Source organism: Delftia sp. 60 (genome assembly GCF_002754395.1).
GTDB lineage: Bacteria > Pseudomonadota > Gammaproteobacteria > Burkholderiales > Burkholderiaceae_C > Comamonas > Comamonas acidovorans.
In genome coordinates this window covers 2,236,513-2,251,462 of sequence record NZ_PEFD01000001.1, presented here as the reverse complement: position 1 = coordinate 2,251,462, position 14,950 = coordinate 2,236,513, and the positions used below count along the sequence as shown (strand labels likewise).

14 protein-coding genes are annotated in these 14,950 nt (G+C 67.6%); 5 read left to right on the top strand and 9 right to left on the bottom strand.

Annotated elements, in window-relative coordinates:
* Positions 1-5 precede the first annotated feature (5 nt).
* The 3 genes from CLV01_RS28645 to CLV01_RS10165 all read right to left on the bottom strand — a co-directional run bounded on the left by CLV01_RS28645 (position 6) and on the right by CLV01_RS10165 (position 2,013).
* Positions 6-185 (bottom strand): hypothetical protein, encoded by a 180-nt coding sequence (locus CLV01_RS28645; RefSeq protein WP_143290083.1) that lies wholly within the window; start codon positions 183-185, stop codon positions 6-8.
* Between the two features lie 123 nt (positions 186-308).
* A complete protein-coding gene (locus tag CLV01_RS10170) occupies positions 309-599 on the bottom strand; it encodes an H-NS histone family protein (RefSeq protein WP_012204081.1) in 291 nt (96 codons plus the stop codon).
* Between the two features lie 100 nt (positions 600-699).
* On the bottom strand, positions 700-2,013 hold the full coding sequence (locus tag CLV01_RS10165) for a hemolysin family protein (protein ID WP_099734385.1): 1,314 nt from the start codon (positions 2,011-2,013) through the stop codon (positions 700-702).
* Positions 2,014-2,037: 24 nt separating this feature from the next.
* On the opposite strand from CLV01_RS10165, the gene CLV01_RS10160 reads away from it, so the two are divergent.
* Positions 2,038-2,883, top strand: a complete 846-nt coding sequence (locus tag CLV01_RS10160; protein WP_097203171.1) for a symmetrical bis(5'-nucleosyl)-tetraphosphatase — start codon at positions 2,038-2,040, stop codon at positions 2,881-2,883.
* 88 nt (positions 2,884-2,971) lie between these two features.
* On the opposite strand, the gene CLV01_RS10155 is transcribed toward CLV01_RS10160, so the two are convergent.
* From CLV01_RS10155 to CLV01_RS10145, 3 genes are all read right to left on the bottom strand, one after another.
* Positions 2,972-4,486 carry a DEAD/DEAH box helicase gene (locus CLV01_RS10155; protein ID WP_099734386.1) on the bottom strand — a complete coding sequence of 505 codons (1,515 nt, stop codon included), beginning with the start codon at positions 4,484-4,486 and terminating at the stop codon, positions 2,972-2,974.
* 220 nt (positions 4,487-4,706) lie between these two features.
* Complete coding sequence (gene ypfJ / locus CLV01_RS10150; RefSeq protein ID WP_012204077.1) at positions 4,707-5,585, bottom strand: KPN_02809 family neutral zinc metallopeptidase; 879 nt, start codon at positions 5,583-5,585, stop codon at positions 4,707-4,709.
* A 108-nt stretch (positions 5,586-5,693) separates the two neighbouring features.
* Positions 5,694-6,050 carry a hypothetical protein gene (locus CLV01_RS10145; protein ID WP_224986416.1) on the bottom strand — a complete coding sequence of 119 codons (357 nt, stop codon included), beginning with the start codon at positions 6,048-6,050 and terminating at the stop codon, positions 5,694-5,696.
* 101 nt (positions 6,051-6,151) lie between these two features.
* On the opposite strand from CLV01_RS10145, the gene CLV01_RS10140 reads away from it, so the two are divergent.
* The 4 genes from CLV01_RS10140 (at position 6,152) to nadB (ending at position 11,656) form a co-directional block, all read left to right on the top strand.
* Entirely contained in the window at positions 6,152-7,099 is a 948-nt protein-coding gene (locus CLV01_RS10140) for a delta(1)-pyrroline-2-carboxylate reductase family protein (protein WP_099734387.1), read from the top strand.
* Between the two features lie 15 nt (positions 7,100-7,114).
* Positions 7,115-8,866: a sensor domain-containing diguanylate cyclase gene (locus CLV01_RS10135; protein WP_063326915.1), complete on the top strand. Its 1,752-nt coding sequence runs from the start codon at positions 7,115-7,117 to the stop codon at positions 8,864-8,866.
* 143 nt (positions 8,867-9,009) lie between these two features.
* Entirely contained in the window at positions 9,010-10,143 is a 1,134-nt protein-coding gene (gene nadA, locus CLV01_RS10130) for a quinolinate synthase NadA (RefSeq protein ID WP_099734388.1), read from the top strand.
* A gap of 10 nt (positions 10,144-10,153) precedes the next feature.
* The gene (nadB, locus tag CLV01_RS10125; protein ID WP_099734389.1) at positions 10,154-11,656 is read left to right on the top strand and encodes an L-aspartate oxidase; all 1,503 of its coding nucleotides are present in this window, start codon (positions 10,154-10,156) and stop codon (positions 11,654-11,656) included.
* Between the two features lie 135 nt (positions 11,657-11,791).
* Here nadB and dcd read toward each other — a convergent pair whose 3' ends face one another.
* The 3 genes from dcd to CLV01_RS10110 all read right to left on the bottom strand — a co-directional run bounded on the left by dcd (position 11,792) and on the right by CLV01_RS10110 (position 14,944).
* Positions 11,792-12,364, bottom strand: a complete 573-nt coding sequence (gene dcd / locus CLV01_RS10120) for a dCTP deaminase (RefSeq protein ID WP_013803686.1) — start codon at positions 12,362-12,364, stop codon at positions 11,792-11,794.
* A gap of 68 nt (positions 12,365-12,432) precedes the next feature.
* Positions 12,433-13,725, bottom strand: a complete 1,293-nt coding sequence (gene guaD / locus CLV01_RS10115) for a guanine deaminase (RefSeq protein WP_099734390.1) — start codon at positions 13,723-13,725, stop codon at positions 12,433-12,435.
* 112 nt (positions 13,726-13,837) lie between these two features.
* Positions 13,838-14,944: a BMP family ABC transporter substrate-binding protein gene (locus tag CLV01_RS10110; protein WP_099734391.1), complete on the bottom strand. Its 1,107-nt coding sequence runs from the start codon at positions 14,942-14,944 to the stop codon at positions 13,838-13,840.
* Positions 14,945-14,950 lie beyond the last annotated feature (6 nt).

The following is a 14,950-nucleotide window of genomic DNA, read 5'->3' as shown; positions in this document are numbered from 1 at the left end:
GAAAATCAAAGAATGCTCGGAATCTTCTGAAACATGCGCGCATCCCCTAGGCATTGAGGCGCATCAAGATCCCAAAAACGGGCATCTCGCCACGCACCAGACTGCCATAAAGGACATCGCCCCACCATCACCTGTGCGGCGCGGCCAAAAATCGGCCTTTGCATCGCCGCTCTGGAAATGTCCATACACGGATCCACACTTTACGCCTCAGATGATAGAGATTCTCAACTGAGACAATGTTTTGACAAATGGCCGTGACAATGAAAAAAGCCCGCACTGGGCGGGCTCTTTCATGCGCGACGGGAAAATCAGATGACAAACTTCTCACGGTCCTGATTCTGAATCCACTTTGGCGGCTTGCCACGTCCGGTCCAGGTTTGGCCGGTTGCGGGATCGCGGTACTTGGGAGCCACTTTGGCGCCGGTTGTGCCAGCGGTACGACCACGAGCTGCAGGAAACACGTCATCGGCAGTCAGACCATATTCGGCAATCAAGTTGCGAACCTGTCCCACGGCGTCGGCAAGCTCGCGCTTGCGTGCTTCCTGGATCTGTTGCTCCAGTTCCTGTCGCTGCTTCAGCAGTTCCTTGTAAGAGCTCATGGTATGCGCCTTGAAAGTAGTTTAAGAGCTTTCATTATAAAAACATAATCAGCCCATGGCGCAAGACGCATGTAAGCAAAACCCACAATATCGCTGCTGCCTATTGCGAAGAGTAGTTCTCGGATAAATCCGATATGGCCAGCACCTTGTCAATGCGTTTGCCATCGAGATCGATGACCTCGAAGATCCAGCCCGCACAGCTGACCCGTTCCCCCAGAATGGGCAAATGACCGCTTTCTGCCATGAGAAGGCCCGCCACGGTGTTGTATCGGCCGCGGTGCTCATCGGGAAGATCACGAATATCGAGGCGCGCCTTCAGCTCCGATATGGGCATCAGACCGTCCAATAGCCAGGAGCCATCCTCACGCTGCATGGCCCAGGCTTCTGCCTCGGTCACAGGCTGTAACTCGCCGGTAATCGCCTCGAGCAAATCCCGGGGCGTCATGATGCCCTGCACCACGCCATATTCATCCACCACAAACACCATGCGCCCGGACCGGGCACGCAATTGCTCCAGCAGCTCCATGGCGCTGAGCGTCTCGGGCAGGAAAGAAGCCGGCAGCACATGTTCGTACAGCGTGGTGCCGGCGGCATCCGAGCCCAATGCCAGCAGGCGCGCCACGCTGATGATGCCGACCACGTCATCCAGCGAATTGCGGCACACCGGATACCAGGAATGCCCGCCCTTCGAGTGGTCGTCGGCCGAGGCCTGCAATGCCTCGGTGACGGTCATGTCGGCATCCAGCCATTGCACGTCGCCGCGCGGGACCATGATCGACGTCAGTGAGCGGTTATCGAGGTGAAAGACGTTTTGCACCATCTGGTGCTCGTTGGCCTCGATCACCCCGGCATCCCGCCCTTCGGCCAGGCTTGCCACGATTTCCTCTTCGGTCACGGCGCGCGCTGCGGATTCATTGATGCGCAGCAGAGTCAGCATGGCGCGCGTGGAAAAGGCCAGCAGCCGCACAAAGGGCTTTGCAGCCGACGCCACCCAGGTCATCGGCCGGGAAACCACCGTGGCCACGGTTTCGGGATAAAGCTGGCCTATGCGCTTTGGCACCAGCTCGCCGAAGACGATGGTGACGAAGGTGATCACGGTCACGACGAGCGCCGTGGCAGAAATGCTGGCCGCGCGTTCCGGAATTCCCAGGCCCAGCAGCCATGCGGCCAGCCCGTCACTGAAGGCCGCCTCGCCCAAAATGCCGTTGAGCAGGCCGATGGAGGTGATGCCCACCTGCACCGAAGAAAGAAATTGCGTGGGGTTTTCGAGCAAGGCCAGTGCTGCCACCGCACCCTTGTCGCCTGTTTCAGCCAGTGCCACCAACCGAGCCTTGCGGCTGGAGGCCAGTGCCAATTCGGACATTGCAAACACCCCATTGAGCAGCGTAAGCAACGCGATCAGCAGAAAATCCATGGTTCGTATATCAGAAAGAAGACCATGGCACTTTACTGTATCGGCGATATCCAGGGATGCCACGACGCCTTTGAGCGCCTGCTGCACCGCGTGGACTTCTCCGCCAGCCGCGATACCTTGTACATCCTGGGCGACCTTGTGAACCGCGGTCCGGAATCGGACAAGGTGCTGCGCACCTGCATGGCCGCTGGCGACTCCATGCGCGCCCTGCTGGGCAACCATGACCTGCACCTGCTGGCCGCCGCCCAGGGCGTGCGCCGCAGCAGCCGGCGCGACACGCTGGCCCGGGTGCTGGATGCGCCCGATCGCGATCAGCTGCTGGACTGGCTGCGCCACCAGCCGCTGGCACGCAGCCACCGCATGGCGCATGGCGAGGAACTGCTGATGGTCCATGCCGGCGTGCTGCCGCAGTGGAGCAGCCAGGAAGTGATGGCGCTGGCGGGCGAGGTGCATTCGGTACTGCGCAGCAAGCAGTTGCCCGATTTCTTGCAGGCCATGTACGGCAACCAGCCCGATCGCTGGTCACCCGACCTGCAGGGTTGGGAGCGCCTGCGGGTCATCGTCAACGCCTTGACCCGGCTACGCTTTTGCACCGCACAGGGTGTCATGGATTTCGACAGCACCGAGTCGGCCGAGCAGGCGGCGCCCGGCCTCATGCCCTGGTTCGATGTGCCGGGCCGCGCCACGGCGAGCGCAACGATTGCGTTTGGCCACTGGTCCACGCTGGGCCACATCAACCGGCCCGACCTTGTGGCGCTGGACACCGGCTGCGTCTGGGGCGGCTGCCTGAGCATGATGCGTTTCGGCGATCACCTGGCGGACCGGGAACTGATCCAGGTGGACTGCCCGCAGGCGCAGGCTCCGGGCTGACCTGGACGACGCCGATGGGCGAGCACCCATAAAAAAAAAACGCCTGCAAGGCAGGCGTTTTTCGTGAGGCAGGCGGCTTGCGCGGCGCTCAGACCTCGGAAGTGGCGACGGGTGCCACAGGAGGGACCGGCGCGACAGGCGCAACAGGCGCCTTGAACAGCGCGGCCAGCTTGCGCTTGGGCTTGATGCTGCTGCCCGCCTTGGGCGCGGCAGCACCCTGGCTGTCCCAGCTCGCATCGACGCTGGCGGTTGCCTCGTAGGGCTTGTCGAAGAACGGGTCCGAGTGCGCCGGGCGCTGGGCCATGCGCGAGCCGCGATGGCCAAAACCGGAACTGCCCCGCGACGCATCACCGCCGCGATCGCCACGCTCGGCGCCGCGATCCCGTTCACGACCGTAGCCGCCGCTGCTTTGGCGCGGCAGCTCGTCAAAACGGTGACCACGCGGTACGCTGCCACGGAAATCTTCCATGGGGCAGGCCTCGACGTTGATCTTCTTCTTGATGAGCTTCTCGATCTCGCCCACCAGGCGCGCATCGTGGTTGGTCACCAGGGTCACGGCGATGCCGGAGGCGCCTGCGCGACCCGTGCGGCCGATGCGGTGCACATAGTCTTCGGCGTTGAAGGGCACGTCGTAGTTGAAGACGGCCGGCACGTCCTTGATGTCCAAGCCACGGGCCGCGACATCGGTACACACCAGCAGATCCACCTCGCCGCGCTTGAAGGCTTCAAGCGCCTTCAGGCGCTCGTCCTGGCTCTTGTCGCCGTGCAGCGCCGTTGCGCGCAGGCCATCACGCTCCAGGGCACGCGTCAGGCGCGCACAGCCCAGCTTGCTGTTGGAGAAGACGAAGGCCTGGCGGATGTCGCGCTGCTTGAGCAGGGAGCGCAGCGCATAGCGCTTGTCGTCGTCGCTGACGCTGTAGAAGCGCTGCTCCACCGTGGACGCCGTCTCGTTGGGGCGGGCCACTTCGATGGTGACGGGGTCCTGCAGGTAGCTGCTGGCCAGGCGCTTGATCTCGGGCGAGAAGGTGGCGCTGAACAGCAAGGTCGTGCGTGTCTTGGGCAGGTGGGACAGGATGCGCTGCAGATCGGGCAAAAAGCCGATGTCCAGCATGCGGTCTGCCTCGTCCAGCACCACGTACTCGACCTGGTTGAGCACGGCGTTCTTGGCTTCGATGTGGTCAAGCAGACGGCCCGGAGTGGCCACCAGCACCTCGACGCCCTTCTTGAGCTCCAGCGTCTGCGGCTTCATGTCCATGCCGCCGAACACCACGGTGCTGCGCAGCTTGGTGTACTTCGCATACTGGGCGATCTGCTGGGCCACCTGGTCCGCCAGTTCGCGTGTGGGCAAAAGCACCAACGCCCGCACGGGGTGGCGTGCAGGCGAAGCGGAGGTATTTTCGTGGCGCATCAGCCGCTGCAGCAACGGCAGCGAGAACGCCGCCGTCTTGCCTGTGCCGGTCTGGGCGGCGCCCATGACATCCTTGCCGGTCAGAACGACCGGAATGGCCTGTGCCTGGATGGGCGTCATGGACTCATAGCCCATGTCGGCTACGGCGCGCGCCAGGGACTCAGCCAGCTGGAGATTGGAGAAAGAGCTTGTCATTGAGAGCGCTATTGTCGCACCTAGCGCGATTTGTGCGTTGCAATAACGCCAATTGGCACCTGGACAAGCATGGCGTTGTGTGAGCGCAACCCGCAAAAACCCGGTATGAGGGCCTGCAATGCGGGCATTTTGTCGTCGCCGGGCAGCCTTCAGATGAAAAAGCGGCCCCTCGCAGGGGCCGGCGAAGCTTGCGCAGCAACGCGGGCGTGGGGGGTACTCCTCAGAGGGAAGCAGCCGAAAAAGTGTCGCAGGACTTGACGCTGCCGGTACGCAGGCCGGTGCTGAACCAGCGCTGGCGCTGGGCGCTGGTGCCGTGCGTGAAGCTGTCCGGCACCACGGCGCCGCCGCCTGCGCGCTGCAGGGCGTCGTCGCCGATCTTGGATGCCGCATTCATGGCCGACTCCACATCGCCCTGCTCCAGGATCTGGCGGGCGCTTTGCGCGCGGTTCGCCCAGACGCCTGCCAGGCAATCGGCCTGCAGTTCCAGCTTGACCGACAGGTGGTTGTACTCCACCTTGCTGACGCGGCCACGGGCGCGGTCCACCTGGGCGCTGATGCCCAGCAGGTTCTGCACGTGGTGGCCCACCTCGTGGGCAATCACATAGGCCTGGGCGAAATCGCCGGGCGCGCCCAGCTGGTTCTTGAGCGTTTCGTAGAAGCCCAGGTCGATATACACCTTCTGGTCGGCAGGGCAGTAGAACGGCCCCATGGCCGACTGCCCCGTGCCGCAGGCCGTGGGCGTTGCGCCACGGAACAGCACGAGCTTGGGATCGGTATATTGGGCGCCGCCCTGGCGGAACACATCGCGCCAGACATCTTCGGTATCGGCAAGCACGGTGGAGACAAAGCGGGCGAGCTTGTCATCGGCCGGCGGCTTGTGGGCCGGGCCCTGAGGCTGCTGCACCTGCACCGGCGAGCCGCCGCTGAGCGCACCCAGGATGGTCAGCGGGTTGATGCCCAGCACCCAGCCGCCGACCAGGGCGATGACGATGGTGCCAATGCCTATGCTGCGTCCGCCGAAGACGGGGCCGCCGCCACCGCCACCCTCGTCACGGCGGTCTTCCACATTGTCCGACTCGCGGTTGCCATCCCATCTCATGGTGTTCACTCCTGGATCTGTGCTGCAGCCTGCAGCATCGGGCGGCGATATTACGTCGGAACCTGCGGGACTGCAGCGACCGCAGCTGTGGCAATGATACGGCGTGTATCAGCGCACGGGCTGCACCGCCATGGGGGCGGTGGCCGGTGGCGCCTGGCTGCGCAGGACCTGCTCGCGGGCCACCAGCACCATGGCGGCCAGCAGCGCGGCGACGATGCCCAGGCCGATGACGACCGCCAGGCCCAGCCCCCATCCGCCGCGCCTGCGCCGCTCGCGTGCAGGCTCGCCGGGCCGGCGGGGCGCGGGAGCCTGCTCGCTGGGCGGCTGCTCGCGCTGCCACGGCTCGGGCGCGGGTCCGCGCCGCTGCTGCTCATAGCGCGGGGCCGATTCCTTGCGCGGAGCTTCGGGCCGCGCCGAACCGTCCCAGCGGGGCTCTTCGCGCGGATAAGAAGGCTTTTGTGACATAGGCGACATCGTAGTGCCTGCGCAGGCCCTCACGGGCCTGTGCGCAGCACTGGACACATCGCGAATTGGTCGATCCAAGCCTACTGTGTACAGTCGCGGCCATGAGCCATTCCAGCATGCCCTCCTCCACCGCCCTTGACGCCCAGGCCACGGCCGGGCTGTTGCCCTGGAACGAACTGGCCGAAGAGATCGCCGCCCTGCTGCTGCAGCCCCAGGCAGCGCAGGTGCCGGCGCGCATCGTGATGCCCCTGCCGGCCGGTGGCAGCCTGTTTTGCATGCCCGCCACCGACGGCCAGGTGGCCATGACCAAGCTGATCAGCTTCACGCCCGGCAACGCCGGCACGCCGCGCGCCACCATCCAGGGGGATGTGGTGGTCTTCGACGTGGCCACGGGCGAGCGCCGCCTGATCCTGGACGGCCCCACGGTCACGGCGCGGCGCACGGCCGCCGTATCGCTGCTGGCCGCGCAAAGGCTGGCGCCGAATCCGCAGGGTCCGTTGCTGATCGTGGGCGCCGGCGTGCAGGGCCTGGCCCATTTGCAGGCCTTTGCCGCAGGCCTGGGCGTGCGCGAGGTTCAGGTGGCATCGCGCAGCGCGCAGAGCGCCCAGGCGCTGGTCGACCAGGCCCGGGCCATGGGACTGCAGGCCACCGCCGTGCAGGATGTGGAGGCGGCGGCGCGCCACTGCCCGCTGATCGTGACCTGCACGCCCGCCCGGGCCGTGGTGCTGCGCGAGGCGCCGCGCAGCGATACCTTCATCTCGGCCGTGGGCGCCTTCACGCCGCAGATGGTGGAGCTGGCACCCGGCCTGTGCCAGGGCTTGCTGCAGTCGGGCCGCGTGGTGGTCGATACCGGGGATGCGCTGCATGAGGCCGGTGACCTGCTGCAGGCCGGCATCGATGTCGCCGCCCTGCCCACGCTGGAGCAGGTGGTGCGCGAGCAATGGCCGCGCTCGGATTCGCCCGTGCTGTTCAAATGCTGCGGCTGGGGCGGCTGGGATCTGGCAGCCACCCGCCTGGCCATGCGCCGGGCCGCACTCCAGAACAGTTGAAAGCGGATTTCTGCGTTGAACGAGCTTTTCCCCCCGGATTCCCCCGCCCCGGCTTCCAGCACCGCGCCCAGTCGCTGGCAGCGCCTGGGCCTGCGCACGCAACTGGCCCTGGTCTTCGGCTCGCTGCTGGTGGGCGTGACGGTGCTGATGTCGCTGGCATTCGGCGAGCTGCTGCGCTGGCGCATGGAGCGCGAGGTCAGCGCCTCGCTGCATGCCATGGCCTCCAACGCCGCCCGGCAGCTGTCCGATGGCCTGTTCAGCCGCGCCCATACCGTGGAAGTGCTGGCCGCCTCGCCGGAGCTCTGGATCCAGGGGCTGGAGGCCCCGGGCGTGGGCGCACTGCTCAACCGCGCCCGTTCGCTGACGCCCACCAGCCTCTGGATCGGCGTGGCCGACGCCGAGGGCACGGTGCGCAGCGCGACCGACCAGGTGCTGGTGGGCCTCGATGTCAGCGACCGGCCCTGGTTCGAGCCGGGCCTGCAGCGCGTCCATGTGGGCGATGTGCGCGCCTCCTCGCCTGTGATGTCCGCCTTGCTGCCGCCTGCGGCCGACGGCGCGCCGCGCCGGTTCATGGACTTCGCGGCGCCCATTCGCGTGGGCGATCTCACCCAGGGCGTGCTGTGCATGCACAGCAGCTGGGAATGGGTGCGCGAAACCATGCAGACCCTGCAGCAGGCCGACAGCGCCGACCGGCAGATCGGCCTGTTCATCTTCGACCGGCGTGGACGGCTCATCCACGCGCCGGGCGACAGCCTGGAGCCGTTGCTGGCCCTGGACCAGCGCCTGCCGGTGGCCCATACCGTGTCTGCCGATACGGCCGATGCCACGCTGCAGCCCGTACAGGTGGCGCGCTGGCAGGACAGCCCGCAGAGCTTTCTGACGGCCACCGTGCCGCTGCAGGCCCACAACCGGGCAACGGCCATGGGCTGGCACATCGTGGCCCGCCAGCCGCATGACAGCGCCTACGCGCCCGCGCGCCAGGCCATGCACCAGGTGCTGGCCGGCGGCCTGGCAGCCGCGCTGGTGGCCGCCGTCATCGCCTGGCTGGTGGCGCGCAGGCTGAGCCAGGATCTCAAGCGCCTGGCCCGTGCCGCCAATGGCATCGACGGAAGCGGTGCGGCCTCCGACATCCCGCAGTTGCACAGCAGCCGCGAAGTGCATCGCCTTTCTCAGGCGCTGCGCGGCAGCATTGCCCAGTTGCGCTCGGCCAACGAGGCCATGGAGCGCCAGGTGCGCGAGCGCACGCTGCAGCTGCAGCAGGCCAATGCCGAACTGGAGCACCAGGCGCGCAGCGACCCGCTCACGGGCCTGCTCAACCGCCGGGGCTTCGACTTCCAGCTGGACTTCGCCATGGCGCTGGCGCGCCGCAGCGGCCGCCCCTTGAGCGTGCTCGTCATCGACGTGGACTACTTCAAGCGCATCAACGACCAGCACGGCCACGACATGGGCGACGCCGTGCTGCGCACCCTGGCGCGCGCCTTCCGCATGCGGCTGCGCGAGTCCGACGTGCTGGCCCGCATGGGGGGCGAGGAATTCCTGGCGCTGCTGCCCGACACCACGGCCGATGCCGCCGTGGTCATTGCCGAGCAACTGCGCGAACTGCTGGCGGCCACGCCGATGGCCCACGGCGAGCCCGTCACCGCCAGCGTGGGCGTGGCCACGCTGCGCGGCACCACGGACACTGCCACCGCCATGCTGCGCCGTGGCGATGAGGCGCTGTACGAGGCCAAGGGCGCAGGCCGCAACAACGTGCAGCTGCAGCGCTGAGGCGGCCCCGCGCCGCTTTTCCCGCCCTCGATTTTCTGACTGCCGCAAAACACCTGTGCGGCAAAAAACACCACACTAATACTCAAATTGAGCATATTATTCGCAGCCATCACCAGCCCTTTCCACAGTCCCGGACGGCCACCATGCAGCTCAAATCCGTGCAGTACGACAAGCCCCATTTCTCCCTCGCCGGCCAGTGCGGCATCGGCGAGGCCTGGGCCCGCATTCCTCCCGAACTTGACCGCGCCCAGCGCCTTCGGACCGCCGAGCGCATACGCGCCCTGCTGCACGAGCGCGATGCCGTGCTCGTGTCCCATTACTACGTGGACGGCGAACTGCAGGACCTGGCGCGCGAGACCGGCGGCTGCGTGGGCGATTCGCTGGAGATGGCGCGCTTCGGCGCCCAGCACCAGGCCAGCACCCTGGTCGTGGCCGGCGTGCGCTTCATGGGAGAGACCGCCAAGATCCTCAGCCCGGAAAAGCGGGTGCTCATGCCCGACGACGACGCCAGCTGCTCGCTAGACCTGGGCTGCCCGGCAGACGAGTTCAGCGCCTTTTGCGACGCCCACCCGGACCGCACGGTCGTGGTCTACGCCAACACCAGCGCGGCGGTGAAGGCGCGCGCCGACTGGGTGGTCACATCGTCGGTGGGACAGGACATCGTGGCCCACCTGCACGCCTGCGGCGAGAAGATCCTCTGGGCCCCCGACCGCCACCTGGGCGCCCACATCCAGCGCCAGACCGGCGCCGACATGCTGCTGTGGCATGGCTCCTGCCTGGTCCATGACGAGTTCAAGGCCGACGAACTGGCCGCCATGGCGCTGGAGTATCCGCAGGCCGCCATCCTCGTGCACCCCGAGTCGCCGGCCGCCGTGGCCGCCCAGGCGAACGTGGTGGGCTCCACCACCCAGCTCATCAACGCGGCTGGCCGGCTGCCCACCGACACCTTCATCGTCGCCACCGACCAGGGCATCCTGCACGACATGCGCATGCGCTACCCGGGCAAGACCTTCCTGCCCGCGCCCACGGCCGGCCAGGGCGCCACCTGCAAGAGCTGCGCCATGTGCCCCTGGATGGCGATGAACAGCCTGCAGGGCGTGGAACTGGCCCTGGAGCAGGGCCTGTGCGCCATCGAGGTGGACCCCGCCATCGCCCAGGCCGCGCGCCGCCCCATCGAACGCATGCTGGCTTTCGCGGCCGGCCACCGCCAGCCCGTGCGCGCCAGCGGCGACCTTGCGCGCGATGCAGCGCTCTTCCAGCATTTCGGTCCCGCCTGAGGAGCACGCCATGACCCAGCCCTCCATGGACGTACTCATCATCGGCGCCGGCCTAGCCGGCATGGCCGCCGCCCTGTCACTGCCGCCGCATCTGCGCGTGGCCCTGCTCAGCAAGGGCGCGGCCGAGGAATGCGCCAGCGCCTGGGCCCAGGGCGGCATTGCCGCCGTGCTGGATGCACAGGACAGCATCGACGAACACCTGGCAGACACCCTGGTCGCGGGCGCAGGCCAGTGCGATGCACAGGCCGTGCGCGCCATCCTCGAGCAGGCGCCTGCCGCTATCGATTGGCTGGTGGCCCACGGCGTGCCTTTCACGCGTGACGACAGCGGTGGCCTGCACCTCACGCGCGAGGGCGGCCACGGCCGCCGCCGCATCGTGCATGCCGCAGACTGCACCGGCCAGGCCGTGCACGCCGCCCTGCTGCGCGCCTGCCGGGAGCGCGCGAACATCGATTTGCATGAGCACACCAGCGCGCTGGACCTGCTGACCGAAGGACAGCCTGCGCACTGCACAGGCGCGCTGGTGCGCCTGCCCGATGGCCGCCTGCAGCGCTGGCATGCCGCGCATACCGTGCTGGCCACGGGCGGGCTGGGGCAGGTCTATCCCGCCACCACCAACCCGGCCACCGCCACGGGCGACGGCGTGGCCATGGCCTGGCGCGCGGGCTGCCGCGTGGGCGACCTGGAGTTCATGCAGTTCCATCCCACGGCCCTGCAGGTGGGCGGCCGTGCGGCCGGCCTGGTCTCCGAGGCATTGCGCGGAGAAGGCGCCCTGCTGCGCCTGCCGGACGGCACGCGCTTCATGCCTGCCCATGACGAGCGGGCCGAACTGGCGCCGCGCGACATCGTGGCCCGGGCCATCCGGCACGAGATGGACCGCCATGGCCTGGCCTTCGTGCACCTGGACATCACCCACCGGCCACGTGCCTGGCTGCAGTCGCATTTCCCAGGCGTGATGGCCCTGTGCGCCAGCCATGGCATCGACATTGCCACGCAGCCGATTCCCGTCGCCCCCTGCGCCCACTACGCCTGCGGCGGCGTGCTGGCCGGCATCGACGGGCGCACGGATGTCGATGGCCTGCGCGCCATTGGCGAGGTGGCGCGCACCGGCCTGCACGGCGCCAACCGGCTGGCCAGCAATTCGCTGCTCGAATGCGTGGTGATGGGGCGCGCGGCCGCCCAGGCCATCGCGCAGCAGCCGGCTGCCGCCCCGGCGCCGGCCCGGCCGACCGAAACCCTGCAGGCCGGCGCACAGGAGCAGGACACGGCCGCCATCGCGCAGGAGTTGCGCCAGCTCATGCAGGACTGCGTGGGCATACAGCGCAGCGACCAGGGCCTGGCGCAGGCCGTGCAGCGCATTGCGGCATGGCGTGAAAGGCTGGCACCTGCCGCAGGCCATGCGCTGCGCAACCAGCTCGATGTCTGCTGGCTAATGGCCACGGCCGCCGCCGCACGGCGCGAGAGCTGCGGCGCACATTCGCGCATCGACGCCGCCCTGGCGCTGGTGGAATGAAAAATGGCCCCCACGCTCCCCTTGCTGCGCAAGGTCCGCTGCCCCCCGAGGGGGCTGCTTTTCATCTTGGGGCGGCCCGGCGATGAAAAAGGCCCCCAGCTTTCGCTGCGGGCCTTGTCTTCCGGGTCAAAGCCGTCAGGCCTTGGGAAGCGTCACACCCACCTGGCCCTGGTACTTGCCGCCACGGTCGCGGTAGCTGACCTCGCAGACATCGTCGGGATCGCTCTCGAAGAACAGCACCTGGGCGCAGCCCTCGCCAGCATAGATGCGGGCGGGCAGCGGCGTGGTGTTGGAGAACTCCAGCGTCACATAGCCTTCCCATTCGGGCTCGAAGGGGGTGACGTTGACGATGATGCCGCAACGCGCGTAGGTGCTCTTGCCCAGGCAGATGGTCAGCACATTGCGCGGGATGCGGAAGTACTCGACCGTGCGCGCCAGCGCGAAGCTGTTGGGCGGGATGATGCAGCTGTCGCCCTCGAAATCGACGAAGCTTTTCTCATCGAAGTTCTTGGGGTCCACCACGGTGCTGTGGATGTTGGTGAACACCTTGAATTCGGGTGCGCAGCGGATGTCGTAGCCATAGCTGCTGGTGCCGTAGCTGATGATCTTGCGGCCATCGACGTTGCGAACCTGGGCCGGCTCGAAAGGCTCGATCATGCCGTGATCCTCGGCCATGCGACGGATCCACTTGTCGCTCTTGATGCTCATGGCAATTCCTCGTTCCCTAGCTGCACTTGTCAGGCGCCAGCACCCGGCCGGGCACTGGCGCAAAGGCGCTATTTTGCTTGAGAAACGACGGTGCGCTCGATCAGGCGGTCATCGCCCAGGATGATCATGGCGAACAGCAGCTCGTCCAGGCTCTCGGCCTGGCGGGTCTTGCGCTCGAGCAGCGGCGTGCAGGCCGGGTTGATGACCACGAAGTCGGCCTCGCAGCCCGGCTGCAGGTTGCCCACCTGGCCCGCCAGGCCCAGGGCGCGCGCCGCGCCCGCCGTGTGCTGCCACCACAGGTTGCCCGGAGACAGGCTCAGGCCCTGCTTGGTCTGGCCCTCGCGGCCCGCCACATAGGCGGCCTGCATGGTGCGGAAGGGGCTGAAGCTCATGCCGCCGCCCACGTCGCTGGCCAGGCCGTAGAGGAACTGCGCGGCATCGGCCCGCGCAAAGTCGAAGAAGCCGCTGCCCAGGAACAGGTTGCTGGTGGGGCTGACGGCGGCGGCGGTGCTGCGTTCACGCATCAGGGCGCGGTCTTCGTCGTCCAGGTGGATGCAGTGCGCGTAGACGGCGCGCTCGCGCATCAGGCCGAAGTCGTCGTAGACCGACAGGTAGCTGCGCGCCTTCGGAAAGAGCTCGGCCACCCAGCGCACTTCGTCCAGGTTCTCGGCCACGTGCGACTGGATCCAGACATCGGCGTAGCGTGCGGCCAGCTCGCCCGCGCCGCGCAGCTGCTCGTGCGTGCTGGTGGGCGCAAAGCGCGGCGTGATCGCGTAGCCCAGGCGGTCCACGCCATGCCAGCGCTGGATCAGGGTCTCGGTGTCGATCAGGCTTTGCTCGGTCTGGTCGCGCACGCCGTCGGGGCTGTGGCGGTCCTGCAGCACCTTGCCCGTGATCATGCGCATGCCGCGCGCCTGCGACGCGCCCATGAGCGCATCGACCGAACCCGGGTGCGAGGTGGCAAAGGCCAGCGCCGTGGTCACGCCGTTGCGCTGCAGCTCGTCCAGGAAGAACTCGGCCACGCTGTCGGCATGGGCGCGTTCGCAAAAGGCCGACTCGTGCGGAAAGGTGTATTTCTCCAGCCAGGGTAGCAGGCCGGGGGCGGGCGCGCCGATCACATCGGTCTGCGGGTAGTGGATGTGCAGGTCGATGAAGCCCGGCGCGAGGATGCGGCCCGGCAGATGGGTGACTTCGGCGCCCGGCTGTCCGGTGAACTGCGCCTGCAGCGCCTGCCAGCTGCCGGCGGCGACGACGCGCTGCTGCCCCCTGTCATCCGGGGCGACGGCCAGCAGGCCGTCTTCGTCGTAGAGCGCCTGGCCATCGTCGGCAAAACGCAGCAATGAGGAACGGTAGATTTGCATGCCGCCAAGCTTAGCGGGCGGACAGGCAGATGCCATATCCGCAGCGCTATAGGCGCCATCGGCAGGCGCCATCCTAGGGTTTACGCCAGGACCGGAGGCCTCGCAGGCCGCATCACTTGGGCAGGGTGGCCTGCACGCCGTCCACCAGCCAGTTCATCTGCAGGATCTGCGCATCGTCCAGCTGCTTGCCGGCAGGAATGCGCACCTGGCCCTGGTTGTCGCGCACCGGCTGGTCGCCGGCCTTGAAGGGCTGCAGGCGGCCCTGGGCCATGTCCTTTTGGCGCTGCAGCACTTCCTCGCGCACGGCGGGCGGCAGCTTGGGACCGAAGCCCTCAACGCGGATCATGCCCTCGCGCACGCCGCCCCAGGTGTCCTGGCTCTTCCAGCTGCCGTCCAGCACGGCGCGGGCGCGCGCCGTGTAGTAGTCGCCCCACTGGTGGGTGACGGCCAGCAACTGGGCGTCGGGCCCGTCCTTGCGCATGTCGGAGTGGTAGGCAATCGCCATGCGGCCGCGCTCCTGGGCGGCCTGCATCACGGCGGTGGATGCGACCTGGAAGGACACCACGTCCACGCCGCCGTTGAACAGCGCCATGGCCGCATCGCGCTCGCGCGGCGGGTCGAACCAGGTATCCAGCCAGACCACCTTGACCGTGGCCTTGGGATTGACCGAACGCATGCCCAGCGTGAAGGCGTTGATGCCCTGCAGCACCTCGGGAATCGGAAAGCCGACCACGAAGCCGGCCACGCCCGTCTTGCTGGCACGGCCTGCGGCAATGCCCGACAGATAGCGGCCCTCGTAGTAGCGCGCATTCGAGGTGGCCACGTTGTCGGCGCGCTTGAAGCCCGTGACCGACTCGAACTTCACCTGCGGGAAGTCGCGCGCCACGCGCATCACGGACTCGGTGTAGCCGAAGCTGGTGGTGAAGATCAGCTGGTTGCCCGAGGCGGCCAGGTCGCGCAGCACGCGCTCGGCGTCGGGCCCCTCGGGCACGCTGTCCACCGCACGGGTCTGCACGCGCGGGCCCAGCGCCGCCTGCAATGCGCGCCGGCCCTCGTCGTGCTGGCGCGTCCAGCCGGCGTCGAGCACGGGCGTCAGATAGACGAAGGCGGCCTTGAGGGGCGCGGAACCTGCGGGGGATGAAGGGGCGGGATGGCCTTGGGACAAGGCCGTGGATACAAGACTTGCGGCCGCGACTGCGGCTGCGAGGTTTTTGTACATGGTGTT

Excerpts from the sequence above, each read along its gene's own strand:
- CLV01_RS28645 (WP_143290083.1), bottom strand. The coding sequence starts at position 185 with ATGGACATTTCCAGAGCGGCGATGCAAAGGCCGATTTTTGGCCGCGCC.
- CLV01_RS10170 (WP_012204081.1), bottom strand. The coding sequence starts at position 599 with ATGAGCTCTTACAAGGAACTGCTGAAGCAGCGACAGGAACTGGAGCAA.
- CLV01_RS10165 (WP_099734385.1), bottom strand. The coding sequence starts at position 2,013 with ATGGATTTTCTGCTGATCGCGTTGCTTACGCTGCTCAATGGGGTGTTT.
- CLV01_RS10160 (WP_097203171.1), top strand. The coding sequence starts at position 2,038 with ATGGCACTTTACTGTATCGGCGATATCCAGGGATGCCACGACGCCTTT.
- CLV01_RS10155 (WP_099734386.1), bottom strand. The coding sequence starts at position 4,486 with ATGACAAGCTCTTTCTCCAATCTCCAGCTGGCTGAGTCCCTGGCGCGC.
- ypfJ (WP_012204077.1), bottom strand. The coding sequence starts at position 5,585 with ATGAGATGGGATGGCAACCGCGAGTCGGACAATGTGGAAGACCGCCGT.
- CLV01_RS10145 (WP_224986416.1), bottom strand. The coding sequence starts at position 6,050 with ATGTCACAAAAGCCTTCTTATCCGCGCGAAGAGCCCCGCTGGGACGGT.
- CLV01_RS10140 (WP_099734387.1), top strand. The coding sequence starts at position 6,152 with ATGAGCCATTCCAGCATGCCCTCCTCCACCGCCCTTGACGCCCAGGCC.
- nadA (WP_099734388.1), top strand. The coding sequence starts at position 9,010 with ATGCAGCTCAAATCCGTGCAGTACGACAAGCCCCATTTCTCCCTCGCC.
- nadB (WP_099734389.1), top strand. The coding sequence starts at position 10,154 with ATGACCCAGCCCTCCATGGACGTACTCATCATCGGCGCCGGCCTAGCC.
- dcd (WP_013803686.1), bottom strand. The coding sequence starts at position 12,364 with ATGAGCATCAAGAGCGACAAGTGGATCCGTCGCATGGCCGAGGATCAC.
- guaD (WP_099734390.1), bottom strand. The coding sequence starts at position 13,725 with ATGCAAATCTACCGTTCCTCATTGCTGCGTTTTGCCGACGATGGCCAG.
- CLV01_RS10110 (WP_099734391.1), bottom strand. The coding sequence starts at position 14,944 with ATGTACAAAAACCTCGCAGCCGCAGTCGCGGCCGCAAGTCTTGTATCC.